Source organism: Bacteroidia bacterium, from assembly GCA_041391665.1.
Classification (GTDB): Bacteria; Bacteroidota; Bacteroidia; order J057; family J057; genus JAGQVA01.
The window spans coordinates 688,018-713,778 of record JAWKNO010000002.1 but is presented as its reverse complement, the minus strand read 5'-3'; the positions used below and the strand labels follow the sequence as shown (position 1 = coordinate 713,778).

27 protein-coding genes are annotated in these 25,761 nt (G+C 46.2%); 19 read left to right on the top strand and 8 right to left on the bottom strand.

Going from position 1 to position 25,761, the window contains the following annotated elements; translation table 11 throughout:
- Nucleotide 1: 1 nt before the first annotated feature.
- From R3D00_14585 to R3D00_14545, 9 genes are read left to right on the top strand one after another with little or no spacing between them, the layout of a single operon-like run.
- Entirely contained in the window at nucleotides 2-706 is a 705-nt protein-coding gene (locus R3D00_14585) for a nucleotidyltransferase family protein (protein MEZ4774409.1), read from the top strand.
- A complete protein-coding gene (locus R3D00_14580; protein MEZ4774408.1) occupies nucleotides 666-1,244 on the top strand; it encodes an HAD family hydrolase in 579 nt (192 codons plus the stop codon). Before R3D00_14585 ends, R3D00_14580 begins: the two co-directional genes overlap by 41 nt.
- Nucleotides 1,245-1,252: 8 nt before the next feature.
- Nucleotides 1,253-2,110, top strand: coding sequence for a sulfotransferase (locus R3D00_14575; GenBank protein ID MEZ4774407.1), 858 nt, complete (start codon nucleotides 1,253-1,255; stop codon nucleotides 2,108-2,110).
- A complete protein-coding gene (locus R3D00_14570) occupies nucleotides 2,110-3,000 on the top strand; it encodes a glycosyltransferase family 2 protein (protein MEZ4774406.1) in 891 nt (296 codons plus the stop codon). Before R3D00_14575 ends, R3D00_14570 begins: the two co-directional genes overlap by 1 nt.
- A 23-nt stretch (nucleotides 3,001-3,023) precedes the next feature.
- Nucleotides 3,024-4,235, top strand: coding sequence for a glycosyltransferase (locus R3D00_14565; protein MEZ4774405.1), 1,212 nt, complete (start codon nucleotides 3,024-3,026; stop codon nucleotides 4,233-4,235).
- On the top strand, nucleotides 4,213-5,076 hold the full coding sequence (locus R3D00_14560; protein MEZ4774404.1) for a hypothetical protein: 864 nt from the start codon (nucleotides 4,213-4,215) through the stop codon (nucleotides 5,074-5,076). Before R3D00_14565 ends, R3D00_14560 begins: the two co-directional genes overlap by 23 nt.
- Entirely contained in the window at nucleotides 5,076-6,344 is a 1,269-nt protein-coding gene (locus R3D00_14555) for a glycosyltransferase family 61 protein (protein ID MEZ4774403.1), read from the top strand. Before R3D00_14560 ends, R3D00_14555 begins: the two co-directional genes overlap by 1 nt.
- Before the next feature lie 52 nt (nucleotides 6,345-6,396).
- Nucleotides 6,397-7,908 (top strand): sodium-dependent transporter, encoded by a 1,512-nt coding sequence (locus tag R3D00_14550; GenBank protein ID MEZ4774402.1) that lies wholly within the window; start codon nucleotides 6,397-6,399, stop codon nucleotides 7,906-7,908.
- A 10-nt stretch (nucleotides 7,909-7,918) separates the two neighbouring features.
- Nucleotides 7,919-8,488, top strand: a complete 570-nt coding sequence (locus R3D00_14545) for a hypothetical protein (protein ID MEZ4774401.1) — start codon at nucleotides 7,919-7,921, stop codon at nucleotides 8,486-8,488.
- 263 nt (nucleotides 8,489-8,751) lie between these two features.
- Here the strand turns inward: R3D00_14545 and R3D00_14540 are convergent, their stop codons facing one another.
- Nucleotides 8,752-9,024, bottom strand: coding sequence for a hypothetical protein (locus tag R3D00_14540; protein MEZ4774400.1), 273 nt, complete (start codon nucleotides 9,022-9,024; stop codon nucleotides 8,752-8,754).
- A 55-nt stretch (nucleotides 9,025-9,079) separates the two neighbouring features.
- Here R3D00_14540 and R3D00_14535 point away from each other — a divergent pair, with 55 nt between their 5' ends.
- Both R3D00_14535 and R3D00_14530 read left to right on the top strand, forming a co-directional pair.
- On the top strand, nucleotides 9,080-9,472 hold the full coding sequence (locus tag R3D00_14535; GenBank protein ID MEZ4774399.1) for a hypothetical protein: 393 nt from the start codon (nucleotides 9,080-9,082) through the stop codon (nucleotides 9,470-9,472).
- A 780-nt stretch (nucleotides 9,473-10,252) separates the two neighbouring features.
- Nucleotides 10,253-10,846 carry a hypothetical protein gene (locus R3D00_14530; GenBank protein MEZ4774398.1) on the top strand — a complete coding sequence of 198 codons (594 nt, stop codon included), beginning with the start codon at nucleotides 10,253-10,255 and terminating at the stop codon, nucleotides 10,844-10,846.
- A 13-nt stretch (nucleotides 10,847-10,859) separates the two neighbouring features.
- Here R3D00_14530 and R3D00_14525 read toward each other — a convergent pair whose 3' ends face one another.
- The gene (locus tag R3D00_14525; protein ID MEZ4774397.1) at nucleotides 10,860-11,015 is read right to left on the bottom strand and encodes a hypothetical protein; all 156 of its coding nucleotides are present in this window, start codon (nucleotides 11,013-11,015) and stop codon (nucleotides 10,860-10,862) included.
- 55 nt (nucleotides 11,016-11,070) lie between these two features.
- On the opposite strand from R3D00_14525, the gene R3D00_14520 reads away from it, so the two are divergent.
- The 5 genes from R3D00_14520 to R3D00_14500 all read left to right on the top strand — a co-directional run bounded on the left by R3D00_14520 (nucleotide 11,071) and on the right by R3D00_14500 (nucleotide 13,136).
- Nucleotides 11,071-11,661, top strand: a complete 591-nt coding sequence (locus R3D00_14520; GenBank protein ID MEZ4774396.1) for a hypothetical protein — start codon at nucleotides 11,071-11,073, stop codon at nucleotides 11,659-11,661.
- Nucleotides 11,662-11,663: 2 nt separating this feature from the next.
- The gene (locus R3D00_14515; GenBank protein ID MEZ4774395.1) at nucleotides 11,664-12,104 is read left to right on the top strand and encodes a hypothetical protein; all 441 of its coding nucleotides are present in this window, start codon (nucleotides 11,664-11,666) and stop codon (nucleotides 12,102-12,104) included.
- Between the two features lie 185 nt (nucleotides 12,105-12,289).
- Nucleotides 12,290-12,532, top strand: coding sequence for a hypothetical protein (locus tag R3D00_14510; GenBank protein ID MEZ4774394.1), 243 nt, complete (start codon nucleotides 12,290-12,292; stop codon nucleotides 12,530-12,532).
- Nucleotides 12,517-12,981, top strand: coding sequence for a hypothetical protein (locus tag R3D00_14505; protein MEZ4774393.1), 465 nt, complete (start codon nucleotides 12,517-12,519; stop codon nucleotides 12,979-12,981). Before R3D00_14510 ends, R3D00_14505 begins: the two co-directional genes overlap by 16 nt.
- 8 nt (nucleotides 12,982-12,989) lie before the next feature.
- Nucleotides 12,990-13,136 (top strand): hypothetical protein, encoded by a 147-nt coding sequence (locus R3D00_14500; protein ID MEZ4774392.1) that lies wholly within the window; start codon nucleotides 12,990-12,992, stop codon nucleotides 13,134-13,136.
- Here the strand turns inward: R3D00_14500 and R3D00_14495 are convergent.
- From R3D00_14495 to R3D00_14470, 6 genes are all read right to left on the bottom strand, one after another.
- On the bottom strand, nucleotides 13,105-14,193 hold the full coding sequence (locus R3D00_14495) for a DUF4185 domain-containing protein (protein MEZ4774391.1): 1,089 nt from the start codon (nucleotides 14,191-14,193) through the stop codon (nucleotides 13,105-13,107). The genes R3D00_14500 and R3D00_14495 overlap by 32 nt on opposite strands.
- A 45-nt stretch (nucleotides 14,194-14,238) precedes the next feature.
- Nucleotides 14,239-14,439 carry a hypothetical protein gene (locus R3D00_14490; GenBank protein ID MEZ4774390.1) on the bottom strand — a complete coding sequence of 67 codons (201 nt, stop codon included), beginning with the start codon at nucleotides 14,437-14,439 and terminating at the stop codon, nucleotides 14,239-14,241.
- Between the two features lie 504 nt (nucleotides 14,440-14,943).
- Nucleotides 14,944-16,275: an ADP-ribosylglycohydrolase family protein gene (locus R3D00_14485; GenBank protein ID MEZ4774389.1), complete on the bottom strand. Its 1,332-nt coding sequence runs from the start codon at nucleotides 16,273-16,275 to the stop codon at nucleotides 14,944-14,946.
- A complete protein-coding gene (locus R3D00_14480) occupies nucleotides 16,272-17,324 on the bottom strand; it encodes a phosphotransferase (GenBank protein ID MEZ4774388.1) in 1,053 nt (350 codons plus the stop codon). The genes R3D00_14485 and R3D00_14480 overlap by 4 nt, the downstream gene beginning before the upstream one ends.
- Nucleotides 17,325-17,327: 3 nt before the next feature.
- The gene (locus R3D00_14475) at nucleotides 17,328-18,536 is read right to left on the bottom strand and encodes an O-antigen ligase family protein (protein ID MEZ4774387.1); all 1,209 of its coding nucleotides are present in this window, start codon (nucleotides 18,534-18,536) and stop codon (nucleotides 17,328-17,330) included.
- Nucleotides 18,520-19,518, bottom strand: coding sequence for a Gfo/Idh/MocA family oxidoreductase (locus R3D00_14470; GenBank protein ID MEZ4774386.1), 999 nt, complete (start codon nucleotides 19,516-19,518; stop codon nucleotides 18,520-18,522). The genes R3D00_14475 and R3D00_14470 overlap by 17 nt, the downstream gene beginning before the upstream one ends.
- Before the next feature lie 86 nt (nucleotides 19,519-19,604).
- Here R3D00_14470 and R3D00_14465 point away from each other — a divergent pair, with 86 nt between their 5' ends.
- The 3 genes from R3D00_14465 to R3D00_14455 all read left to right on the top strand — a co-directional run bounded on the left by R3D00_14465 (nucleotide 19,605) and on the right by R3D00_14455 (nucleotide 25,758).
- Nucleotides 19,605-21,104 carry a beta-propeller fold lactonase family protein gene (locus R3D00_14465; GenBank protein MEZ4774385.1) on the top strand — a complete coding sequence of 500 codons (1,500 nt, stop codon included), beginning with the start codon at nucleotides 19,605-19,607 and terminating at the stop codon, nucleotides 21,102-21,104.
- Between the two features lie 70 nt (nucleotides 21,105-21,174).
- Entirely contained in the window at nucleotides 21,175-22,836 is a 1,662-nt protein-coding gene (locus tag R3D00_14460; protein ID MEZ4774384.1) for an AAA family ATPase, read from the top strand.
- 84 nt (nucleotides 22,837-22,920) lie between these two features.
- Nucleotides 22,921-25,758 (top strand): hypothetical protein, encoded by a 2,838-nt coding sequence (locus tag R3D00_14455; protein MEZ4774383.1) that lies wholly within the window; start codon nucleotides 22,921-22,923, stop codon nucleotides 25,756-25,758.
- Nucleotides 25,759-25,761 lie beyond the last annotated feature (3 nt).

The following is a 25,761-nucleotide window of genomic DNA, read 5'->3' as shown; positions in this document are numbered from 1 at the left end:
TATGATAAAAGAAGCAATCGTACTTGCGGGAGGAATGGGAACCAGACTCAGGTCAGTGGTAGCCGATGTACCCAAGCCCATGGCGGAGGTCAACGGTCGGCCATTTCTGGCTTATCTTCTGGACGAACTCAACGAACAGGGCGTCGAGACCGTCGTCCTGGCCGTCGGGTATAAGCGGGAAGTAATTGTTGACTATTTCGGAGAAAAATACAAAAATATCAGCCTGCGGTACTCCGTTGAAGAAGAAGCACTTGGCACCGGAGGAGGCATCAAACAAGCCTGCGAGATGCTCGACCGAAATGATGCACTGGTACTAAACGGCGATACTTTTTTTGGGGTTGACGTACAGCAACTCTACCAATATTACCAGAAAAAGGACGCAGATCTTGTGCTTGCACTGAAAGAAATGCGCGATTTTGACCGGTATGGTACCGTACAAATCGATGAAGCAGGACAAGTGACAGGCTTTGAAGAAAAAGCGTACAAATCTGTAGGGATGATCAACGGAGGGATTTATCTGTTCAAAAAGGAATTGATAACCAACGACTTATTCCCCCAAAAATTCTCCTTCGAAAAAGACGTACTGGAAAGTTTATTCCCCCAAAAACGCTTCTTTGGTCTGGCTTTTGATGTTTACTTTATCGACATAGGTATTCCCCAGGATTATGAACGATCTCAAAGAGAGCTTGCTGCCAGAACATATTGACCATTCATGGACGCTATTTATCGATCGGGACGGTGTTATCAACCAAAAACGAGACGATGACTATGTAAAAACGTGGGAGGAATTTATTTTTATTCCCGGTTCTTTGGAAGGATTGAAATATTTAAAAGATCATTTTAGCAGAATGATCATTGTCACCAACCAGCGTGGGGTAGGAAGAAAAATGATGACCGAAGCTACTTTGCTTGAAATCCATTCGCAGATGATGGACGAAATACAAGCAGCAGGAGGCCGGATAGACAGGATCTACTACTGTCCGAATCTGGAAGAAAATGACCACGAAGGGTGCAGAAAGCCCAAACCTGGTATGGCGCTGAAAGCAAAAGCTGATTTCCCCGAGATAGATTTAAGTCGTTCTTTGATGATCGGAGATGCCATTTCCGACATGAAATTTGGCAGAAATGCAGGGACAAAAACAGCCTGGGTATCAGACCAAAATATACGGGAGGAGTATCTGCCACTCATAGATTTACAAGTAACTAGTTTATATGAATTTGCCAAATGGCTAGGCAATAAATAAAAGCCGAAATGAGTCAGAAGAAAATTATTTATATTATCGGTGCAGGAAGAAGCGGAACAACCCTTCTGGATGTAGCGCTTGGCAATGCCGGAGATGTCTTCAGTTGCGGGGAGCTTAACCGCTACCCTGTGCGGGAAGGCATTCCTACCGGATTTCAGCATGCACCCGAAAGGCTGGTTTTTTGGAGCAGCTTTACCGAAGAATTCCAAAAAAACCACAACCTGAAAAAACAAGCCATACTTCACGACGAGTTTGAGTATCACAAAGGTCTCGTCAAAAGGCTGCTGGGCGCTTCCAGAAAAGCAAAGTATGCAGAGTATCAGCAGTTTCTTCGCGATTTTTACACCAAGCTCTTTGATTCGATTGATGAGTCCATTGTAGTGGATTCGTCCAAATATCCGGGACGGGCGCTCGGTATTTCAGACGCCCTTCCCTTTGAGATTAACTATATTTATCTCAAAAGAGATCCGATCAGTGTAGTGGAATCCTTCGCAAAAACCGATGTATATCTTCCCCCCAAAGGCTGGCTGGCGGCCAATCTGTACTATTTCCTGGTGAACGGACTGTGTAAGATTGTGATCAACCGACTGCGCAAAAAACACCGGGTACTGGAGATTAAATACGAAGATTTTATAGAAAGTCCGGAGAACGTGATGGAAGTGATACAGCGGGAGCTTTCCGTAGACCTGTCAGAAGCGATTACAAAAATAAAAAACAACGATTATCTGCAGGTTGGCGAGCTTTTTGAAGGGAACAGTATGCGTATCGATCCCAGGATCAAACTGCGGAGAAGTAAGCAGAAACAACATGGCAAAAACATTCGCAACAGTGTGACAAGGCTGTTGAATTATCCGATATACAACTGATGATAAAAGAAAGAAAAACTTTAGGCGTAGTAATGACCTGCTACAACCGCAGGGACAAAACCCTTACCTGTCTGGAAAATGTATATGCCCAGGAAGGCCTTGGGGAAATATTTGACCTCGAAGTATTCATGACCGATGACGGAAGTACAGACGGTACTGCTGACGCGGTTCGCAACCGATTTCCGGAAGTACATGTACTGGAAGGCAACGGGTCCCTGTTTTGGAACGGCGGCATGAATCTCGCCTACGGCGAAGCCCTGAAGCACAACCTTGATTTTTATCTCTGGCTCAACGACGACACATTTCTTTATGCAGATGCCATCCGCAGGCTGCTGGAAACTGATACCTGGCTGACCGTGCAGGGCCATCCAACGAGTATGGTACTTGGCGGAACCGCAGACCCCCGCACCGGAGAGTTTAGTTATGGAGGATTTAAGCGCGTGAGCCTCTGGACGCTGAAAATGCTTCCGGTAGCACCCGGCGATGAACCCAGGGAATGCACGACCAACACAGGCAACTGCGTGCTGATACCGCGATCGGTAGCAGAAAAAGTGGGCAATATAGAGCCCTACTATACCCATCGCTGGGGCGATCCGGATTATGGGCTTCGCGCCCGCAAAAAAGGTTGTACCGTCTGGCTTGCCGCTGGCTATATAGGCACTTGCGAAAGCAATCCGACCGCAGAGCGCTGGACAGACAGAACCCTGCCCCTGAAGGAGCGCCTGCGCGACTTCCATTCAGTAAAAGGATATATCAAAAAGGACTGGTTTTTTTATGTACGCAGACACGGCGGGCTTTTATGGCTCCTCCTATGGATCAAGCCATATGTGGACATGCTGGTAACCTCCTTTACATTCAGAATTTCAGGCGGAAAGCCTGCGGTTCATTAACCTGTCAATAATCATTTCCCGGAATGAAAAAAGAACTTCTCTTTATCACTTCTCAGCTCCCTTACCCACCCTTCAAAGGCGGGGTCAGTACTTCATGGAATCTGATCAATTATCTTTCTCAGCACTTCCATACCTCTATGGTCACCCTGCTAAAATGGGAAGACCCTGATTTTGAACAGGAATTTCTCTCCAAAGTTACTCTGGAAGATTATTTCAGCTTCGAGCTCAATATAGAGCGTACACCTTCGACGGTGATCAAAAGTTACCTCAAAGGTGTACCGATCAATCTCGTAAGAAACTATCATCAGACCGTGGCAGATAAAATCAATTCCATGATCGATGATTACGAATACGTTTTTGTAGATCATTATGAGATGTTTCAATACATCCCTGAAAAAGCCAAAGCCAAAACCATCATGCACGAACACAATGCGGAGTTTGTCATGTGGAAACGCTATTCGGAGGTCAGCACCAATCCGCTCAAAAAGCTGATCACCGCCATGGAATCCAGGCGGATTCAGAAGTTTGAAAAAGAATATTGCTCACGGGCAAATATGGTATTGGCCAATCCCAACGATCAGGTGATTCTGGGAGATTTGACCAATCATGTGGGAAGAATTGAGCAGATTGTGCCTTGCGGCGAAGATTTTATGCTGGACTGGCCAGATCTTCAATGGGACAATACCGAAGAATCCCTGCTTTATATCGGCTCCCTGACATGGGAAGCCAATGCCGACGGGCTCATCTGGTTTTTGAATGAAGGATGGGAAAAGCTGAAAGCAAAACGCCCCAATGTGAAGTTTTACATCGTAGGCGGAACTCCTGACCAGAGACTCAAAGATCTGGCAGCCAAACACAAAGATATTATCCTTACCGGCTTTGTGGACGACCTAGAAGACTACTATGCCAAATGCCGGGTATTCATTACCCCACTCAGATTTGGCAGTGGCGTAAAACTGAAAGTCATGAATGCTATGTTCCGGGGAATTCCTGTGGTTACCACACCTATCGGTTCGGAAGGAATGGCCGTTGAAAATGGTGTTCACCTGTACCATACCCAGGACATGGACGAATTTGTCGATGACTGTGCAGATCTGCTGGTAAGTCAGAATACATGGGAAACCTTCCGCGACAAATCCCGTGAACTTACCCGTGCCCAGTTTTCATGGGCAGTACAATTAAATAATATTAAACAAAATATCCTTTCACTCAATGGAGCAGTCCATCAGGGTTAAGCCCTCTCCCCTGGTCATGATGAAAAAGAAAATAAGCGACCAGATCGAATATCTTATCAAGAAGTATGATTTTATCAATCATAACTTCGGATACGTGTTTGAGCTGGGTGTATATATATCAGCTATTTATAAAGCGAAAACCCGTCCGAAAGAGAAGTTTGTCATCTTTGGGACAGGTAGATCCGGCAGCACTTTACTGGTGAGTCTGTTAAATTCAAACTCAAAAGTATTTTGCGACAACGAAATATATCACCGAAAGGTATTGTTCCCCCAACTTTACCGGCGTGTGCGTACATTGCTGGGCAACAAGGAAATATATGGATTTAAATGCCTCACTTATCAGGTAGGAAAAATCCTTGGATACGAACGCGATGACCAGCATTTATTCCTCCGCAAAATCACCAAAGAAGGGTATAAAATCATATACCTCGAAAGGGAAAATGCATTGCGGCAGGGATTATCCAATTTGTATGCCCGTTACCGAAATCAGTTTCACAGCAACTCCACGGTCATGACGAGAGATTTGCCAAAGCAGATGCACGTTGACCTTCAGGAATTGCTGGACTGGGTAGAAGGCGTACAAAGAGCGGCAGCACGCGAAAATAAAATGTTGGAGGGCATACCTCACCTTAAGCTGTATTATGAAAGAGATCTTGAAGATCCCGCTTCTCACCCCAATACGTTGAAGAAGCTTTCTGAATACCTGAAGGTGGATTTTGAATTGCCAGATACGGAATTGCAAAAGGTAACCCCCCAAAAACTTTCAGACTTTATCGCCAACCACGAGGAAGTCGAAGCGTTTATCAGGGAAAAGGGTTACGGTCATTTTCTCGATAATTAATGAACGAAAACTTTAAAGCCTTCTTAAGACCTTACATCCGCCCTTATCAACGATCACTTAAGGAACTAAGGAAGGACACCGTCCGCTTGCTCCTGTATCCTGTACGCAAATTACCGGTCAGCTCGGAAGTATTCGGGCCGCCCAAAGGCTTTTACACCACCGTAAAAGAGTGGCTTGCAAAAGAACCTGGTACAAATGGCAGTAAACCCTATGTCGAGGAAATTTTTCCGGAACATAAACTCTACCGAAATAAACCTAAAACGCTTGAAACAAAAGTACACTGGAAAATCCGTAAGGAATATAAACACCAGGCGCCCGCAGCTTTTGTCGCTTCGGTAAAAAACGCCCGCCTGTGGGTAAATCACAATTTTGCAGGCCACGTTGATTCCATGGCCGTCATCAGTCCTGAGGACAAACTTATCGGCGAAATTTCCTATGAGTTTGCAGAGGATCTGGGGAAAAGCATCATCATGAGTAAGTTGCGGCTTTCACCGGCACACTATTTTCCGGGAAAAGCCGTAAGTCTGACGACAGTCAAAGGCGAACAGTTTTTCCATTGGATCCTGGATATCCTGCCAAAACTCGCCATTATGCGTGGGGCGGGCATGAACTGCAATATGCTGGACTATGTGATTGTCAATAGCACCAAAAGCCGCTTTATGCGCGAAACACTGGCGCTTGCCGGAGTTCCGATGGAAAAGGTTATTACGACCGATGACCATCCGCATATCAAGGTAGACGAACTGCTGGTGCCCTCCAAGCCCGGATGGACAGGTAATCCGCCCGCATGGTCCATTGAGTTTCTGCGCGACCTGTTTTTGCCAACCATTCCGGAAGACACCTCCCATTTGCCCAAACGAATCTACATCAGCCGGGCAAAAGCACCGGTCAGAAAAGTCAAAAACGAAAGCGCGGTGATTGACTATGTACAAAAGGCCGGGTTTACCTCCGTCTTACTGGAAGACTTTTCTATTACAGATCAGATTGCCATGTTTGCCGGTGCTGAGGCGATTATTGCCCCCCATGGAGCAGGCCTGACACATTTATCATTTTGCAAACCGGGCACAAAAATCATCGAGTTTTTCAGCCCATTGTATGTAAATGCGTGTTTTTATTCACTCGCCAGCGTCGTAAACCTCGATTATTACTATTTGTTGGGGGAAGGAAAAAGTCCGAAAGAAGGCGTAGATCTGGAAATCAATATTGCCGATATCGAGCTGGACATAGCTAAGCTGAAAGCAACGGTTGAATTTGCAGGGCTGGGGTAAATCTCGGGGGAATTTTCCATAATTCCCCTAAACCCGCTATATTCAGCCCACTATGACTTCAAACGAGAAATTCAGCAGTCGCTGGGGGTTGATTTTTGCCGCCCTCGGCATGGCAGTGGGTGCAGGCAACCTCTGGCGTTTTCCACGTCTGGCCGGACAATACGGCGGGACATTCCTGATTTTGTGGGTGATTTTTTTGCTGATATGGGCCATGCCCGTACTCCTGGCCGAATTTGCCATTGGCAAAGCCTATAAAAAAAGTGTGATCGGCTCCTTTGCCCAGTTTGCGGGAAAACGCTACACCTGGATGGGGTATTTTATTACCCTCTGTACCCTGGGCATCACATTTTATTATTCGGTCGTCACGGCCTGGGGGCTGCGATATATCGGGCTTTCGCTGACCCATGTATGGGCAGCAATGACAGGCGGCACTACCCTTTCGCAGCACCTCGCCACCAACCCCGAATACATCAATCAATACTGGGCCGAAATCTCTTCCCATAGTTATCTGACTGTCGGACTTCATCTGCTGGCCGTACTCCTGGGCGTATTTTTCCTTATTCGCGGTGTACAGGGCGGGCTGGAACGTGTCAATAAATTTCTCATTCCGGTATTGTTCGGACTCCTGATTACGACCGGCATTCTCGCGCTGAACGCAGGCAATGGAATCAAAGGACTGGAATATCTGTTTACCATTCGGCCCGAACTGTTTGGCGATGTAACCGTCTGGATCGAGGCTCTTTCCCAGTCTGCGTGGTCAACCGGCGCCGGATGGGGGCTGATGATGACATTTGCCGCTTATTCCAGAGAAAAAGAAGACGTTACCCTCAACATATTTATCAGCGGATTTGGCGACAATACCGCTTCGTTGCTGGCGGGAATGGCCATTTTACCTGCAGTTTTTGCCCTGGCATCTTCAGATGCAGAGGCCATTACCTTTTTACAAAGCGGAAACCAGGCGCTGATATTCAATATTATACCCCGGTTTTTTGCCCAGATCACCGGTGGCGCATATTTTGCCCTGCTGTTTTTTGTGGTGTTTTTTCTGGCGGCTTTCAGTTCGCTCCTGTCTATGGTACAGTTGTTTATCAAACTCGTAACCGATCTGGGATTTGACCTGCGGCGGTCGTCAGTAGTTGTGGGAATATTTTGTGTAGTATTTGGGTTGCCTTCGGCCTGGTCGCTCGATTTTTTCAACAACCAGGACTGGGTATGGGGCATCGGGCTGATCGTATCGGGGCTATTTATCATATTTGCCGTACTCAAACACGGAGCCAAAAAATTCAAGACCCAGTTTATCGATCAGGACTCCGATTTCCGGGTACACAACCTGTACTTTGTTGTAGCCATATCCGTGAATGTATTGCTGGGGCTGATTATCATTCTCTGGTGGATGTCGCGGGGATATGACGCCCATCCCTGGTTTGACGAAAACGGGAGCTGGAATTTTATCAGCATATACAGCAACGCAACGATTGTGACACAGTGGGCGATCGTATTGATTTCAGGTATTGTACTGAATCGCTTTCTTTATAAAAAGTTTGTGACTGATGTAAAAATATAAACCCATTGCCATGAAATCCTCCAGTTATATCATCGAACTCATTGTCGCCGGTGCCGGAACGATCGTCTGGCTGGCCCTGGTACTGTTTATCTTTGTCGGGTATGAATGGATTTCTTTGCCATTAATCAGTGAGCCTGCATTTGTGATTGTATTTTCTCCGTTTTTGTATATCGCAGGCGTGGTTACAGACCGGCTGGTGGACAACCTGTTTGACAAGTGGTTTAAAGAAAATTACCACAACCCCCGATTTCTGGGTAAGGAAGATTATATCATCGCCCGGACCAAAATCTACCTGAAATCAGACAGTCTGCGCGAGTTGATCGAATACAGCAAAATGCGCATCCGCATTTGCCGTGCCTGGGCATTCAACAGCATGATGATACTGATCACGGGTGATTTGTTTGTACTTCTGCCCCACTCCCCGTTTGACAGATGGGGTCAGCGATGGGCAGCCTTTGCGGGCATTACGGTCAGTTTTCTGATATTTTCACTCCTCGCCTTCCGCGCATGGAAGAGTCTGAGTCTGAAGGAGGCGGAATATCTGGCGATCCAGAGTAAGGTGCTGGATGAGATGGGGTGAGGGGAACACATGAAACACCTTAGTTTTTTTAATCCACGGAAGGAGATTTTTTAACGGAATTATAAAGTAATTGGGAGAAAGTAATCTTTCCGAAGCGAAGCAGAAACCACCAGGGACACAAAGGCCTCTCAAAGGGCACAAGGAAACTGTGCTTTGTGTCCCTCGTGGCTTCCTGGTGTCCTTCGTGGTTTATCCCAATAAGTTGATAATTCCGTTTTTTAATGTACTTTAGGCGCGGTTTTGCTGATTGGGGAGTCCAAAATCTATTTCGCAAAAAGTTCATAAATCGCTTTATTTAAAGTATAACCTTCCGTCGCACGCTGGCAGTAGCAAAAAAATAGCGTATATTTATGCCTGCCCTGAGCGACCGTCGAAAGGACGCATCCGGCACCAAACTCACCCAAACCGTGAAACTCAGCAACGCCGTGCAATATCAGGTTCAACCCTTCGGCCTCTCCCTCCACGGCCCGTGGATGAACGCCGCCGCGCCCGACAACCTGTACCAGTACAGCGGGAAGGAGTTGCAGGCTGATCACGGGTTGGGGTGGATCGACGGAGTTTACCCTGAGCGATCGTCGAAGGGGCGCGCGGATGTATATGCCCGAGGCGGGGAGGTGGAATGGGGTGGATGGGTTGGCTGATCAGGCTCCGGGCTGGACGCCGTATCGGTTTGGGTTTAATAACCCGTTGAAGTTTGGCGATCCGAGTGGGAATTATGAAAGCCACTATGTGGATGAAAATGGAGTATACCTAGGACAGGACAAAACGGGTAGCACAGATATTCGGGTCGTGAATCTCACAGATTGGCAGGATGCAGGCGGAACTGAAGGTGCGCAAACAGAGGTAGGCACCAAACAATCACAGAATAATTCTACAGCAGTAGTTGGGGGGAATGCGGATTATGGCCCTATTACAAGAGGTTCTACTAATTCCAAATGGGGGCGATTAGTTTCTTCTTGCCCTGATCCTAGTCCGTGTAACTAGATCATTTGCATATTTTTAAGTATTATATTGAATTGTTCAAAGTAAGCTCGTATGTGGGAAAACGGTTCAATTTTGTGAAAAGTTTTAACCTCAAAAATACAAAAGGGCTTGCGATGGGGGACTAAAATAATCTAAAACTAATTTGAAAAGATTCGTGATCGGGTATTTGAGGTAAGTCCAATTGTTTAATAACATGTAAAAAAGTTGTAATGAAAATTTTGATTAGACTTTTATCGAAGCTCTTCTTGTTTACGGGGTATTTATCTATTTTCGGAGTTCTGATAACTATACTTTTTACCGGGGTCGCCTATTATAAGTTAGGAAAACTTCCGGATGAGGAGAATGGGTTTTCAATAACACATTTTGCTCAGGTGAATAGAAATTCGATCGGCATTTTATTTAGTAATTTCCTTATCTGGGCAGAAAAATTATTCCTTTGGGTAGATATAATGTATATAATCACATTTCTTCCCTCGTTGCTATTTGGCTATAGCCAATTGTTCTTTAGGAGAATAAAAGGGAAAAGCTTTATTATCTACTTTATGTTTATTCATTTATTTTTAATTATTTATATCCAGCGGTCAATCCCTATCCTTAACTCTGTCTATTGTTTTACATGCTGGTATTTTAATGATTTATTTGTGTAATATCTATGTCAAGATACTCGCTGTTATACATAGCTGGTAGCGCAGATTGGGAGTATCCTCTTCCCCTAAGCCGCAACAGGTCTAAAGTAGAAATTCTGCTTTAAAAGTTCTACGACCTCCTCAACCCTTGACTATGAGAAAAAATAATATATTGTTATTACTCGCAGTAATTTTGTTATCACCCACATTTTACAGAGCATCACCAGTTTATAAAAACGGAGACACGCTATCCGTCACCGGTTACGCAGTCATTTCAGTTGACCGAAAGGCTGCTAAGGCTATTAAAAATAACACAACAGATGAGAAAAGAAAGAAAAAGGTTTTGATTGATTTTGATGCGGAGATTTTTTTCATGAATACGGGAACGAATGAATCTCAAACTCCCCAAATAAGAGACATAGCATTCACTTCAGTGAATCAAAAAGACAGTGTTTATATTTTACTACGACCACAAGCCTATTTGGAACTTTTGACCATTTTTTGTTTTAATGACCAATCCCAAATTCTGATAAGGGCATCATCTTTACCGCTTACCGGATTTAGAAAAATAAAAGGCTTACCGACTTTCAAAGGCAAGAGAGTAGTGATTTATAGAATTGAAGGAGATTTTCTTGTTTGGAAAGTAGATGAATGTGTCAAAAATCTATTAGAAGGAAGTTTTATGGAGAACAGTAATTACGCATATTTATTAATACCCATAGATTACAGGTACATTCAGTTGTTGTAAAAATAGCGTATATTTATGCTTGCCCAAACTCACCAAAACCGTGAAACTCAGCAACGCCGCGCAATATCAAGTCCAATCCTTCAGCCTCTCCCTCCACGGCCCGTGGACAAACGCCGCCGCGCCCGACAACCTGTACCAGTACAGCGGGAAGGAGTTGCAGGCTGATCACGGCCTGGGGTGGCTCGACGGAGTTTACCCTGAGCGATCGTCGAAGGGGGGCGCGGATGTATATGCCCGAGGCGGGGAGGTGGAATGGGGTGGATGGGTTGGCTGATCAGGCTCCGCATTTGTTTTCGTTTGCTGCGGCGAATCTGCTGGAGCAAAGAATCGTTACTCGCGGTAAAAATGCCTATATTGATTTTAGCAGCATCTGGGCCGGAGATAAGATAAATACGTATCTGACTGAATTGGATGGTGTAGCAAGTTTTTTTACATATGCGTCAAACGCGGGAGCCGATGAGCGATACGATATTAAAACAAATGAAGATAACCCCGGAGGGAAAGAGGGTGCTTACTATGGCTCTCGCCTCCCGGATGGCACGATTGTTTCCGCACGGGATGCCGGGAATATTCTGGCGGGAGTGGTGGCGGACAGGACAAAGTGGATGACGAATAACTTTGCCTTGAATGGGTTTGGTTCGTTAGATATTGGCGGTTCAAAACCTGCGGGTTTTGCGGTTTTGGTGGGTTCTTATATAGGTGGTATGGGTTCTGGAAATGTCTTAAATCCATTAAATTTCCATCCCGGCCACGGAGAAGACCGGGCGACCTTTAAGGCGATTCAATACGGCATGAAAAATTCAAAAAAGTTTTGATTATGGAGAAAGTAATTGTAACATCTGCCTGGGGGTTTCTGGTAGTTTTCTTTGCAGGCCTCGTATATTTCCTGATTCCCAAATATGAATTTTATTATTATTCGTCCCCCGACGGCAGAAATCATATCACTCAGATCCAGTATTATCAGGGTTCCTATTGTCAAGCCTATATCACCCCCGGGATATACAAAAAGTGGAAAGCCCCGGAGGTTTGCCTAAAAACAAGCGAATGCGGCTATCGCGACGGATTTCATCTGGTGCTGGAGTGGAGAAAAGATACGTGTGTGTTTTATGCAATTGGAGGCGATTTTGAAAAAGAAAACATAAATGACAAATTCAGATTTATCGAACTGGATTTTTTTGAGGCAGAGGATAAGGAATTCTGGCGTAAAATACAGGAAGATAGCACGGGGAAGTATCTTGAATTAGGTTTAGTCCTGTAGTAAATTGCCAGGCGAAGGGGAATAGACAGGTAAAAAAACCAATGAAGGATTTTAGGTATTTCAGTGCTATACTGAGAATTAAGTGGTCTGCGGAATTTTTGCATGATAATACTCAACCTTCTGCGACCTCAACGGCGACGGCGCGGTACAGACGCCTTCGGAGATCCTCCAGGAGAATCATTAGTATGCTTGCATCCGCCTCAGCGGACCCGTTTGGATTGAAAATGGCTGGTGCACTTCATCAGGGTGCAAATAAGGGGACAATGATTGCCCTTGCTGCCTTACCTCCTATCGTGCCCTCTCCTTATGGGAATGCACCATATTACGGTGAAGTCGAATATGCCGGACGAATGATTGACAAAGGATGGGACCAAGGAGCAAAAATCAGATATCAGGTAAAACAAAGTGAAAAATGGAGAAAACACTAATATCTATTTCGAAAAATCGTATTTATACCTTGCTTTTCTTCTGGCTTGCAGTAATCATCATGTTCCTTGTTGCCTGCGGCCCAACATATCTCATCGAATCACACGAAATTCATGCGCCCCATAATCCCGAGAAGCTATATCTTAAACTTTATTCATGGGGTTTCAGTGGTTCATTAACTTATATTTCTACCTCATCCAGCACGACAAAGAAACCTAATAAGAAAATTGATATTGTGTATAGTTCCGAGCAAACCTTGTTTTATCGGTTTCGGGGCGATACATTGGAAGTATTATCCTCTGGAAAGCCACATGTTCCCGAAAAATTTAATAGTTCCTATATTGTGAAAATATCCCCATACGATTCTGCCGGAGGTTCTTTTTATTTAAACGAACACTACACCTCTCTGGGATATCAACGATTTGGGTATGAGACTTTTGAGGACCAATAACTTAGTGTATGGGTGATAACGCTGAGATCGAAGCCATTTACCACAGTGAAGGTTGTTCCCTGAGTTCTATCGAAGGCCGCGTCGCCTACACCGCCGGAGCCAATCCGAAGTATGAATATACCATCAGTTTTTTGCCTCAATCTTCAGCAAGATAAACTTCGGAAAATAAATCCCCTGGTTTTCAATCAGTGCCCCAAAATCCAGACTATTTACATTAAAAGTGATCCAAAGCCCGTCTCCCAATAGCTCAGGATGGGCCCTGGCAGCATACATGATCGGGCTTTTTACGCCTGTATAGTCGGGTTTGTAAAATATAATGGGTTCCGACCACTTTCCCACTATGCTGTCGGCCATCCGCAACCCCAGTTCCGCTTCACCAAAACCATAGGACTGAATCTGCACATACTTTTTCAACCGGTAATCATAGTGTACCGAATATTCGGTACTGCCCATAAACAAAGGTGCTGGCACTGACAACCGGGTTTTCCGCTGCTCCCACCTGTCCCCTATCCACCATTCAGGATGTGCCATTTTTCCCTTATAGGCCTGGGCCAGCTTCCAACGCAGCACATATGCCTCATGGGTATCGGGTTCGACTGCACCAAATGCATACAGGTAATGATCATCGCTCAGCACTGCGGCTGAGCCTGCAATCAAACCGTAAGTTTCTGCTCCTCTGTGGTAGCGAAGTTCCCACGTCGCAGGATCGTCGTCAGGGTTTTGAATCAGCACCGTAGCCCAGTCAAATACTTCAAAACCCAGTCCGGTTTCAGTACTTCGCACCTTCATCAGAAAGACGAGCACCCGGTCATTAATCCTCATACCGTGCCCGGTCCAGAACCAGTATTTTCCGGGTTGATGAAAAAATGCCCGGGGATTTCCCCCTTTTCGGTTCCAGAAAAACCTGATAATGGCTGTTGGTAAATCATAGCCATCCTGAACAGCGATACTATTTCTGATTAAGACTGCATTTTTTCTCGAACCGGAAGAATCACTGGCAATGAAACTATCGCTGAAAAGCCATAAAATTTTGCCATTTCCGAGATCAATGGAGGATGCCCCGTCTGCACCTCGCCAGACAGGGTCGTTGGTAAAAAATTGCTGGCTGCTTTCAGGAGTTTCAACCTTGAAGACATCCATGGCAGTATCCGCCACCTGCCCCGGACAGATTTTTGTCAATGAAAAAAGAAGGAGAAGCGTGGTATATTTCATTCGTGGTTACCCTGATAATCGCCCCTTTAGTTTAAGCCACGAATATCACGAATGCGCACGAATATTCCAGCAAACGGATTTTTGAAAATCACGATCACAAATCAACCCTGCTGCGTTGGCGTTGACATCGACCTTCCCCATTTTTACTTCCTGTTTGTCGCGGGGTTTCTGGGTTGTTTTTGCTTTTGGAATCTGTTTAAATCCGTTGGAAAACGTTTTTTTGTCCGTGACAAGCTGGGTGGACATGGGACGCAGATTTTCGCAGAGGAAGCGCAGATTTTCGCAGAGGTTTTTGGGTTGTTTTTGCTTTTGGGAATCCGTTGGAAACCGTTACAAACCGTTACAAACCGTTGGAATCCGCTTCTTTGTCCGTGACAAGCTGGATACACATGGGACGCAGATTTTCGCAGAGGAAACGCAGATTTTCGCAGAGGTTTTTGGGTTGTTTTTGCTTTTGGAATCCGTTTAAATCCGTTGGAAAACGTTTTTTTGTCCATGACAAGCTGGATGGACATGGGACGCAGATTGTCGCAGAGGAAACGCAGATTTTCGCAGAGGTTTTTGGGTTGTTTTTGCTTTTGGAATCCGTTACAAACCGTTGCAAACCGTTGGAATCCGATCCTTGAGGGATTCTTCGATTCCAAACCGTTGGAAAACGCTTTACTCTTTCCTGCAATACGGATTGCGAGCAATTTCCGCGCAGTCAATCATGGCTGCTTCATCCTTACTGATTCTACAGCATTTTTTTCGCTATTCTGCTGAAACTTTTACGACGCCTGATGCAACGAACTTGGCTGTAAGTTCCGCCGCAACCTTCTCCAGATCAATCCCCATACGGGTTTTGTTAGTACCTAATACAGTGGCGACCATATCCTGCGGGAGGCTGCTTTTCCCATAATATGCGCCCAAAATCGAACCGGTTACGGCTCCCACGGTATCGTTGTCGCGCCCATAGTTGATGGCAAATTCGAGCGACCGACGAAAGTCAAACTCTCCGAAAAGCAGGGCTGTCAGGTTGATCAGGTGAATTTCTCCCGCATGAAAGGGCATATCCTGGTTTTTGGCGTCCAGCAGCTCAAAGGCTCGCTGCATTTGCGCCATATACAACAGGTCCCGGCCTTTAATGGGAAGCTTGATTTTCGCAGCGTCCACATCTTCAAGCCTGATTTTCCGGGCCTCATCGACGATATACTGCGCGTCGCGATAAATGCGGTAGGCCGTTCTTCCCACCAACCTACTCTTAAAATATCCGTTGGGATCGGTTGTGCGCAATACGGACAAAACTTCCTTTTGGGTAGGTTCGGGCCGCATCGCTGCAGATACCATCGAAGCCGTCAACGCTGTGATATCGCGGGCATAACCGATATCAAATATACCAAGCCGGTATGCAGAAGCGTAGGCTTCCCCTTCCGCTCCGGGAAAGGCCAGTCCCACCATCGGAGAATACAACATCCCCGCACAGGTCATTTCTCCTCCATAAAAATGATTCACCGCATAACTATACCCTTCCATGTCTTTTTCGGAAAATGGTTTCGCAACCACCGCCCATTCCTGCAACCATGCCAAACGGCGCACCTGATTTTCAATGGGCTCGGGATCAAAAGTTTCAGTGGTTTTTAGTCCGGCGATTTCCTGCTCGTATTTTACCATGAGAAAACGGGAAAATTCGTACGGATCGGCTCCACCTGTGTACATGGATTGGTTTTGCGACAGCAGAAATTCGCTGAAAAGCACTTTCCAGCGGGTATCGTCGGTCGTTCCACCTGCGGGCAAGTTCATCGCCCAGGTGCCTTCCGGCGAGGGTTCCCGCACCATATCATCAAGGGTATCGACAAATCCGTATTCCACCTGAATGCTCTTGCGGCTCCACATCTCGGTAGGTGCCCCCATGGCATCGCCGATCGCAGACCCCACCAGCATGCCCAATACTTTATCGTACAATTTCTCCTCCGACATCTCTACGTAGGGCAATGGCGTACTTTCAGGGAGGGTTTCGGTTATGTTCATTTCTTTGGACTTCTCCGTTGTGTCCTGACAGGATAGCAGCACAACCGGCAGGATAATCAGCAGGTATTTTTTCATGAGAATAGTTTTTCGATTTTACCTGTGCGAATGGCTTCTGCTGCCTGCGCCAAAATCACTGCTTTTTCGTCCAGCGTAAAGGATACGGGTAGTTGCGCCAGGCCAATTAACCTACGCAATATTTCTGTCCCGGCAAAACCTGCCAGCAGTTCCATATCCAGCGATTGTGTACCACCGTATCCGGAGAAGATTTCCTGCATGATTTCCTTTCCCTGCGAAGCCAGCTTCATCTGCGCCAGGAAAACGCCCAGATCAAACTCCGGATAACCAGCAAAACCAAATTCGGGGTCGATGACCTTTACTTCGTTTTTTACCTTCAACCAGCTTCCGGGGTAATAATCTCCATGAATCAGGGTCGTGCCTTCGGAAAGATAAACATCACCCAGGCCTGCGATTTTTTGCTTCAACGATTCATCCTGCTTATAAGGAAGAGAAATTGCCTCCAAACCTGGTTGAACCTGATTGAGGTCAAATCCGTTTTCTTCACTGAATGGAAAGCGGAATATATGTTCGTGGTTGAGTAAACGCATCTGGCGATTTTCGGGAAAATCTTCCAGTACTGCCCCTGTAGCTTCCTTATGCAGGCGGGAGACAAAATCTACGAGGGAGTGAATTTCTGCGCGGGTAAGGTGATTGCCTTTTTGGTACAAATAGGTGAAATCCGCACCCTCACCCAGGTCCTCAAGTGCGAGGATAAAGTTTAACGCATCATAACCCAAAAGTTTAGGCGTAAAAACACTCGCGCTGGTCGATTTTTCAACAGCCTGAAAAAACTTCGCTTCTACCAATGTTCTTTCAACCGGCGCAGCAATCTGCGGATATTTTTCCACCCACGGGCGCGATTGTTTGAGGATAAATGTGCGGGTACTGGTGGTAATTCGCAGCACATAGTTCATATTTCCCTCGCCGGGTTTTTGGGCAGAAAGGATTTTTTCTCCCGCTGATAACCAGCTTTGTTTGTGCAAATAGGCGTCCATTGCCCCGAGGTCGGCAGCATCCATAAAATACCCATTGGGAAAGGACGCAAGAAAAGTTTGTCGTTTATCCATAACTCAGTCTTTGTTTTTATTTAATATCACCAACCCCGCCATTCCTCCATAAACCAACACCGCCATTTTATCCTGATCGAGAAAGCCGTTGAGAAAGCCATGAAACCAGAATGTTATCAGCGACAACCATAACCCCAATGCCAATGGTGTTTCGTGCGGTCGTTTACCGATTAAAGTTAACCCTGATTTTACGGTAAAAAAAACCAGCAGAAGTACAATCAATCCACCGGCAACGCCTTGCTCAGCCAGCGGACCAAGATATTCTGAATGCGCATTTCCCATGTCTCCATGATATGTGCTGATACGGGTCATTTCTTCCACTTTCTGATACGGACCATATACGTATTGATATGTGCCAGGCCCCCACCCCAGCAATGGACGTGCTTCAAATAGACGAACTGCCGTCAGCCAGCGGTTGATCCGCTCCTGATTGGAGACATTTTCAGTGTAATTGCCCGTGTTTGCTGTATAAAAAAGAAAAAGTCCTGCGGCAGCAAAAATGACAGGAAAAACCCATAAGAGCCATTTTCGGGGAAAAGGCAGATACAATCCCCCCCCTACTCCTGCGGCAAAAGCCAGACTAAGCCAGGCACCTCTCGAAAAAGACAAAAACAAGCCTGAAAACAGCAAAAATACTCCACCCCAAAGTGCGGGCTTATAGCGCCGGGGAAATTCTTTAAATCCCTCCGTCATTAGGAGCGGGATAAAAAAAGTAATCACCGCGCCATATATCGTATGATCAGAAAAAAAGGGCGAAGGCATGGCCGGGGCAAACCGCGCCTCAAAGCCGTAAGTAGCATGGCGGACAATGATAATGATTACCGATAACAGCAATCCCGCAAAAACCGCCCAATAATAGCCCATTATCATTCGCCGCTCCCGAAACACGCGCAACATCCACCAGTAAAACACGAGAAAATACAACACTTTTACCGCCAATCTCTTAAATGATACCAGTGGCAGTTCACTGTTGATTGCGGAAAGCAGCGAAATGGCCAGATCGAGCAGCAACAACAGCGTTATCGGATGATTCATGGCTTCGTTTTCAGGCCATCTTCCCCGAATGATTCCCCAGACCACGACGATGCTCAAGAGAGAGAGCATCCATTCAGAAGGAAAATTTAATACCGAACCGCCGGGAAGAGAAAGCGGAAACGAAAGCGGAATAATGGCGAGTGTAACCCAGAAAAACCATTTAAACAACCGTCTCATACGCTTTGGTATTCCGGTCGATTTCTGCCAGAATTTCATGTGCGACCTGCAAGGCGCGATAACCATCTTCAAGCGAAACGCGAATCGGCTTATCGTCAATAATTGAGGCAGCAAACTCTTCCAGTTCCATTTGAATGGAATTTACAGGTTTTACCTCCGGCTGTTCAAACAGCAGAAAGCGCTTTTCATCTCCCCGGTTTAGTTCAAACTTCATCTTCCCATCCAGCCCCTCCTCGTCGGGATCGGCGAGGCGAAACACCTCAGTACTTTTCTTCAGAAAATCCACAGCCAGATAGGTGTTTTTCTGGAAAATACGCAGTCTGCGCATATTTTTTATTGAGATGCGGCTGGCCGTCAGGTTGGCCACACAACCATTTTCAAACTCAATACGGGCATTGGCAATGTCAGGTGTTTCACTGATGACCGATACCCCGCTGGCGCTGACAGAGCGAACCGGTGCTTTTACCATGCTGAGAATCACGTCGAGGTCGTGAATCATCAGATCCAAAACGACAGAGACATCTGTCCCTCTGGGGTTATACACTGCCAGCCGGTGCCCTTCAATAAATACAGGGCGGATCGAAGACTGATTTACAGCCAGAAAGGCGGGATTAAACCGTTCCACATGACCTACCTGTATTTTTAAAGCAGGATTCTCAGCCGCTAGCGTTAAGAGCGCCTCGGCTTCTGCCACCGTATTAGTCAGCGGTTTTTCAACAAAAACATGTAACCCCCGCCGAAGTGCCAGGGAAGCACATTCGAAGTGCGACAAGGTAGGCGTAACAATATCCACAGCCTCCACAACATCCATCAGTGAGTGAATATCCGAAAATGCCTGAACCCCATATTCATCCGCCACCTTTTTGCGTACCTCAGGATCAGCATCAAAAAAACCCATTACCTCAAAAGCGGGAATTTCTTTCAACAATTTCAGATGAATTTTTCCCAAATGGCCGGCACCCAGCAAACCGATTTTTATCATTCTATCGTTTCTTAGAAAACCTGTATGGAATTACCGGTGTCAAAGTTAAGCGATAATTTGATTATTTTCACCCGAAACCCCAAGCTATGCCCAGTTACCGAATCCGAGTCTTCACATATATACTGACTCTTTTCCTTTTTTCCTGTGAACATGATTACCCTTCAGATCAAGATATTATCTCATCGGCGTACCCGGAAGCGGTTGGACAGATTATACTCGCCAATTGTGCAATCAATACCTGCCATGCCGGCCCAGATTCCCCTGAGAATCTTGATCTTACGAGCTGGCAGCGTATGTACAACGGATCTTCTTTTGGCGCTGTGCTGATCCCGGGTTCGCCCCGCTGGTCGCATATTTTCCAGCACATCAATACCTACGAAGATCTCGGCATCCGGGCCACACCAGTCATGCCGCCTGACAGCAGCGGGGTACTTACCCGTGAGGACATATTGGTGATGCGGGAATGGATTGAATCGGGAGGCAAAAACCGGCTGGGTGAATCATTTTGGGCCACACAGGAAACCCAAAGCGGAGGAAAACTATTCACCTTGTGCGCAGGCAGCGACCTGATTGCGGTGACCGACATTCGCACCAATCTGGTCATGCGAATGATCCCGGTCGGACAATATCCCGAAGATCTGGAAGCACCCCATTTTATCACGTTGTCGCCGGATAAGTTATATCTGTATGTCACCCTGATTGAAGGCGGGTTGGTAGAAAAATATCGCACCGACAACTACGAATTTGCAGGCCGGGTAACAGTAGGGGCCGCCCCGTCAATCATTCAGTTGAATTCAGACGGAACGAGAGCCGTGGTTACCCACTGGAATGCCGCAGGTGCAGCCGCGAAACTCAGCATGATCAATACCGAAGACATGACGATCGTCGAACAGATCAAAGCCAGTAGCGACTTCCTGAGTTTCCCGCATGGGATGGAAATAACAGCAGATTTCCGCACATTGTATGTGGGGGCAAATGAAGGCAACTATTACTCCAAACTCGAGATTAATGAAAATGGATTTGTGGGAGAAGAAAAATACCCGGTTGACCCGGTCAATTCTCCCGTACCCTTTGCCAACAGTGCCTACAAACCCTACCAGTTGTTCCTCACTCCCGACGAATCCACGCTCTTTGTGAGTTGTAATGCCTCCGACGAAGTGCGGGTATTTGATACCGCCACAGATACACTGATTGCCGCCATCCCGGTCGGAGACGGCCCCCGGCTGATGACCTACGACCCGGTGACAGACCGGCTGTTTGTCGCGTGCCGTAACCAGGAAAACTTTGCCGAACAGGGAAGCCTTCAGGGTTGTGTGTCGGTCATAGATGTGGGGAACCGCAGCTTTGTGCAAAATATTTATCGCGTAGGACACCGGCCTCATGGCGTTGGGGTGGACATTACCAATCGCAGGCTGTACATATCCTCCGAAAACACCGGAGGTGTGGACGAACTCCATCACCCCCTGCAGGGCAATAGCCAGCCGCCGGGAAAATACAACATGGTCGATCTCAATACCCTGCTGGTACTGCGCAATCAGGAAACCGAAATCGCCGAATTTCCCAATGCGCTGGTAGTGAGTGAATAGAAGTTGTAATGCAAGCGAAAAGTATGTGAAATTCGCTGAAAATAATAACTTTGCAGTAACTAAAATTGACATGAAAATTTCCAAAATCCATTTAACCAATTTCAAGCGGTTTACGGACCTGGTGATTGACAACATACCAGATACGTCAAAGCTGGTTTTGCTGGTAGGTTCTAATGGATCAGGGAAATCGTCTCTATTTGATGCTTTTGGTTTTTTGGATGGGGCCATTAAACATGATATTCCACTAAATGAAGCGTTTTGGAATTATTTTCAAAAAAAGAAAGACAGCCCTGCTTTTGTAACTGTTCATTTTAATAACCAGTTAAAATTTTCAGTTGACAAGTCAAATTACCATCAGTCAAGCCATTTACCTGTTACAACTTTTTACGGTCGAACCAGCTTTCGACAAATACCCAGACTTACAAGAACAGCCTTGGGGCAGGGAGAAGGTTTTGACTTTGAAAAAGATTCTGACCGACCCCGTTTTTTTATTGAGCGGGATAATCGCTTTGAAAACGACGTAGAAAAAATAACAGAAATCATCCTGAAAGACCTTTTCCGCTCCGGACAGTCCAATGAACAAATCAAAAACAAATACATAAACCCTGTCAATACAGCCCTGGATAATATTTTCGGGAATCACAATGGTACCCGGTTACAATTGATTGAGATCATTCCGCCACTTGAGGGCAAAGTAGCACAAATCACCTTTAAAAAAGGCGATTCCGAAATCCATTATAACTATCTGAGTGCTGGCGAAAAAGAAGTTTTTAACCTGCTGATAAATTTGTTGAGCAGAAGTGCTCTTTATCAGGACAGCATTTATTTTTTTGATGAAATCGACCTTCATCTCAATACAAAATTACAATTCCGTTTACTGAAAGAAATAACAGAAAACTGGATTCCGGAAAACAGTCAGCTTTGGACCGCCAGCCACTCCCTTGGATTTATCGAATATGCCCGGACGAATGATAATGCATCCATTATTGACTTTGATGATCTTGATTTTGACGTTCCAAGAAGTCTGTATCCAGAACCAAAAGACAATCCGGATCTTTATGAAATAGCTGTTGGAAAGGAATTTTTGCCTTCTCTCTTTCAACATCTTACCATATGTTTTGTAGAAAATAAAGACCGTCAGTATTATGCAAATACGGGGATTGAGAAAACGGTTTTTGTTTCAGCAAATAACAGAAATGACGTTTATCATAAGATAAAAACATCATCTTCATACAAAGGAATTGTGGACAGGGATTTTTTAAGTGATGAGGATATTGTTCAAATCAGAAAGTACTACCCCAACTTGTTCATTCTTGACTATTATAGCATAGAAAATTACTTATTCCACCCCGAAAATCTGGCGGAATATTATCAAAGTCAAAACAAAGCTTTTGACAAAGCCAGGTATATATTGTTGCTCACCGAAGCTAAAGACCGGGAAAAGGATGCATTTATCCCCAACCTGACAATGGACAGGACCTCTTATCCTTTTTTCGGTGAACCGGAATTTAATAACAAGCCTTTGCAAAACCGTTTTAAAAATAAACAGGAAAACAAAGATCAGGCAGTTATTATCGCAGGGTATATCAACAGTGATGACTTTGAGCTTTATTACAAAGCGCTCCCGATGAAAAGTTATTGCACTCAGTTACCACAGCGGCAGAATATTGCGAAATCCGATTTAGCAAAAACAAACTGGTTCAAAATGAAAATCCGGGAACTGTTGGTTTAAATTCATCAAAAGGAATTTTCAACCAGCACAGTCCAGAACAAATTCTAAGGGGCGGGAAACTATCTTCTGTCCAAATTCATTCTGATGACTGGACGGCTACTACTTCTGATCTCCCTCTTGTTTTCGCCCTGTGTGGTTTTTTCACAACCGGCTTCTGCCCCCGCAGACTTCGTCTGGGTGGACGCCAGCGGCGAAGGCCGCTTCCAGGCTGCCTGGTTTCGCTACGAAACAGATCTCGACAAACTCCCACAAAGTGCGGTAATTCACCTCTTCGCGGATTCCCGCTATCATCTGATGGTCAATGGCACCTTCGTCAATTTTGGCCCTTCCCGGTTTTATGCCGATCATCCTCAATTTGATACCTACGACCTGCTGCCCTTTCTTCAACCGGGAAAAAATGTTTTGATCGTAAAGGTCTTTTCAAATGGTACGGACTCCTACCAGTTGAAGCGAAACCCGCCGGCTTTTATCGCCTGGGGTGATATCATTCCGGCAAAAGGCAAAAAACTTTCCCTCCAGACTCCGGGAAACTGGCTTTGCCACCGCATGGAAGGCTACGATTCGCAGACCAATAAAATGTCCTTTGCCCTCGGGCCATTCGAAGTGTATGACGCCCGAAAAGATCCGGCAGACGCCGAAACTTTTAATGCAAATACCAGGAACTGGAAAAAACCGCAAAAACTTACTCAACCGCTGCCCTGGGGCATACTTACTGCCCGTACCATTCCGCCGCTAACGCAGGAGCGTTTTTCGCCATTCTCGCAAACGGGCCCCTATCTGCTGACCAATGACGAGGAAATTTACTCTTTTAGGGTAAAAGTGCCCGATGAAAACAACGAGGAGTTCCGGTTTGGCCGAACGCTGTTTGGCCATACATGGATATATTCGCCCAAAGCACAAACCATAGAAGCCGGTATCTGGTGGGGCGAACATTTCCTCAATGGGGAAGGGCCGCTCAAACAAATTAATGCGCATGAAAACAATCCACACAAACAAATAGTTGTATTAAAACTGAATGAAGGATGGAACGAATTTTTTGTTCGAAGAAAATCCTTCTGGGGATCGTGGGACTTTTTTCTCTCTGTCCCCCGCTCATCTGGCTTAGTTCTATCATTGAATAAAGCGTTAGAAGATTCCCTGTGGTTTGAAACCGCAGGTCCGTTCCGCCGGGAAGAGGAAGAAAGAATACAGCAATTAGCCATACCCTTTCCCCCTAACCAGCTTCCCGGCGTTCTTTCTTCCCAATGGCAACCCCACCATCTCAACGATGACGCCCATAACCCCGCCTTTGACATGGCCTGGCGGTATTTTTCAGAATCAAAAATTCCTGGCCCGGTACAGCCCATAACTCTCAAAGCCGGAAAAGATGCGGCAGTGGTTTACGATTTCCGGTACAAAAAACTGGGAAGAATTGTCGTCGAATACGAAGCACCCGAAGGCACCATTCTTGACCTTGGATTTACCGAAGACCTCCTGGGCGAAAAACCCTGGATGATGAAACGTTCGGGGCTCTACATGGGCGCCCGACATATTGCCCGTGAAGGCGTCAACCGTTTGGAAACCCTCCGGCCTTACGGACTTCGTTATCTCCAGCTCAACATCCGCAATCACAAAGGCCCGGTTGTCATCAAAAATGTATATGTCATCAATCAGGTTTATCCATTCGAAGAAACAGGTTCATTTGCCTGCTCGGATCCCATGCTGACGGCCATCTGGCAGCTCGGCTGGCGCACGCTGCGCGTATGTGCGGAAGATTCCTACACAGATACGCCTTTTCGCGAAAGAGGGCTGTACGCGGGAGATATGCTGCCTCAGATGGCTATCACGCTGGCTGGCAGTGGGGACTTGCGGTTGGTACGCCGCTCGCTGGTGCTGTTTCAGGACATGTACGCCGACCTTTTCCATCCGGGCACGCCACGCCATCCCGACGAAATCGGCCTGCTGGAAGATTACCCGCTACTGACGCTGGAAGCCCTTCGCTGGTATGCCGTTCGTACGGGAGAATGGACTTTTGCAGACAGTCTGTATCCCAACTATGTCCATTTGCTCGATGAAATACTGAAACGAAGAAATGAAGACGGGCTGATTTTAAATGAAAGAGTATTTATCGAATGGACGCAGATACAAAAAAGCAAGGTGTACAATGCCGCCTATCACGCATTGCTGGCCCGCTGCTGTTTGCTGATGTCGGAAATCGCTGGTCATCTGGGCAAAAAAGATGATGTGAAAAAATATCAGACATTTGCCGCAGAACTTACCCAATCCCTTCAAAAAGCCTATTGGGATGAAAATAAAGGTATGTACCGCGACGGGATAACAGGGGATTCGGCCATCAGCCACCACTACCCTATTTCCAGCGCCTGGCCGTATATTTTTGGCCTGACCGATCATACCCGGGAGTCGCAGTTTCTGCCACAGATCGCAGAGATGCTCAAAGACATCGGAGATGTCAACCGCCAGAGACTGGCTACACCTTATGGCTCTTTTTACCTGTTTGCAGCGCTTTATAAGGCCGGCATGGCCGGAGACGCAGAAACGTTTATGCGCAAACACTGGGGGCCGATGGTTTTAAAACATGATGACACAGCGTGGGAAAATTTTGGCGATACGGGCATCGGCACCCTGAGTCATGCGTGGAGTGCAGCCCCCACCTTTTATCTGACCACGCAGGTATTGGGGGTAGATCTGGGTTATCCCCATGCCACAGATGATGCGACCGTGCACATTTCCCCACAATCAGAAACGGTAGAATGGGCAGAAGGAGATGTGCCCCACCCCAAAGGAATCATACATGTGGAGTGGAGAATACAAGGGCCTGATTTGTGGCTCGAATATACAGCACCCCAGGGTGTGACCTGTATCGTCAAACCCCGGGGCAGACTCGCAGAGAAGACCTTGTGGGTGAATGGGGAAAAATACTAACCC

Excerpts from the sequence above, each read along its gene's own strand:
- R3D00_14585 (MEZ4774409.1), top strand. The coding sequence starts at position 2 with ATGATAAAAGAAGCAATCGTACTTGCGGGAGGAATGGGAACCAGACTC.
- R3D00_14580 (MEZ4774408.1), top strand. The coding sequence starts at position 666 with ATGAACGATCTCAAAGAGAGCTTGCTGCCAGAACATATTGACCATTCA.
- R3D00_14575 (MEZ4774407.1), top strand. The coding sequence starts at position 1,253 with ATGAGTCAGAAGAAAATTATTTATATTATCGGTGCAGGAAGAAGCGGA.
- R3D00_14570 (MEZ4774406.1), top strand. The coding sequence starts at position 2,110 with ATGATAAAAGAAAGAAAAACTTTAGGCGTAGTAATGACCTGCTACAAC.
- R3D00_14565 (MEZ4774405.1), top strand. The coding sequence starts at position 3,024 with ATGAAAAAAGAACTTCTCTTTATCACTTCTCAGCTCCCTTACCCACCC.
- R3D00_14560 (MEZ4774404.1), top strand. The coding sequence starts at position 4,213 with ATGGAGCAGTCCATCAGGGTTAAGCCCTCTCCCCTGGTCATGATGAAA.
- R3D00_14555 (MEZ4774403.1), top strand. The coding sequence starts at position 5,076 with ATGAACGAAAACTTTAAAGCCTTCTTAAGACCTTACATCCGCCCTTAT.
- R3D00_14550 (MEZ4774402.1), top strand. The coding sequence starts at position 6,397 with ATGACTTCAAACGAGAAATTCAGCAGTCGCTGGGGGTTGATTTTTGCC.
- R3D00_14545 (MEZ4774401.1), top strand. The coding sequence starts at position 7,919 with ATGAAATCCTCCAGTTATATCATCGAACTCATTGTCGCCGGTGCCGGA.
- R3D00_14535 (MEZ4774399.1), top strand. The coding sequence starts at position 9,080 with ATGTATATGCCCGAGGCGGGGAGGTGGAATGGGGTGGATGGGTTGGCT.
- R3D00_14530 (MEZ4774398.1), top strand. The coding sequence starts at position 10,253 with ATGAGAAAAAATAATATATTGTTATTACTCGCAGTAATTTTGTTATCA.
- R3D00_14520 (MEZ4774396.1), top strand. The coding sequence starts at position 11,071 with ATGTATATGCCCGAGGCGGGGAGGTGGAATGGGGTGGATGGGTTGGCT.
- R3D00_14515 (MEZ4774395.1), top strand. The coding sequence starts at position 11,664 with ATGGAGAAAGTAATTGTAACATCTGCCTGGGGGTTTCTGGTAGTTTTC.
- R3D00_14510 (MEZ4774394.1), top strand. The coding sequence starts at position 12,290 with ATGCTTGCATCCGCCTCAGCGGACCCGTTTGGATTGAAAATGGCTGGT.
- R3D00_14505 (MEZ4774393.1), top strand. The coding sequence starts at position 12,517 with ATGGAGAAAACACTAATATCTATTTCGAAAAATCGTATTTATACCTTG.
- R3D00_14500 (MEZ4774392.1), top strand. The coding sequence starts at position 12,990 with ATGGGTGATAACGCTGAGATCGAAGCCATTTACCACAGTGAAGGTTGT.
- R3D00_14495 (MEZ4774391.1), bottom strand. The coding sequence starts at position 14,193 with ATGAAATATACCACGCTTCTCCTTCTTTTTTCATTGACAAAAATCTGT.
- R3D00_14490 (MEZ4774390.1), bottom strand. The coding sequence starts at position 14,439 with ATGTCCACCCAGCTTGTCACGGACAAAAAAACGTTTTCCAACGGATTT.
- R3D00_14485 (MEZ4774389.1), bottom strand. The coding sequence starts at position 16,275 with ATGAAAAAATACCTGCTGATTATCCTGCCGGTTGTGCTGCTATCCTGT.
- R3D00_14480 (MEZ4774388.1), bottom strand. The coding sequence starts at position 17,324 with ATGGATAAACGACAAACTTTTCTTGCGTCCTTTCCCAATGGGTATTTT.
- R3D00_14475 (MEZ4774387.1), bottom strand. The coding sequence starts at position 18,536 with ATGAGACGGTTGTTTAAATGGTTTTTCTGGGTTACACTCGCCATTATT.
- R3D00_14470 (MEZ4774386.1), bottom strand. The coding sequence starts at position 19,518 with ATGATAAAAATCGGTTTGCTGGGTGCCGGCCATTTGGGAAAAATTCAT.
- R3D00_14465 (MEZ4774385.1), top strand. The coding sequence starts at position 19,605 with ATGCCCAGTTACCGAATCCGAGTCTTCACATATATACTGACTCTTTTC.
- R3D00_14460 (MEZ4774384.1), top strand. The coding sequence starts at position 21,175 with ATGAAAATTTCCAAAATCCATTTAACCAATTTCAAGCGGTTTACGGAC.
- R3D00_14455 (MEZ4774383.1), top strand. The coding sequence starts at position 22,921 with ATGACTGGACGGCTACTACTTCTGATCTCCCTCTTGTTTTCGCCCTGT.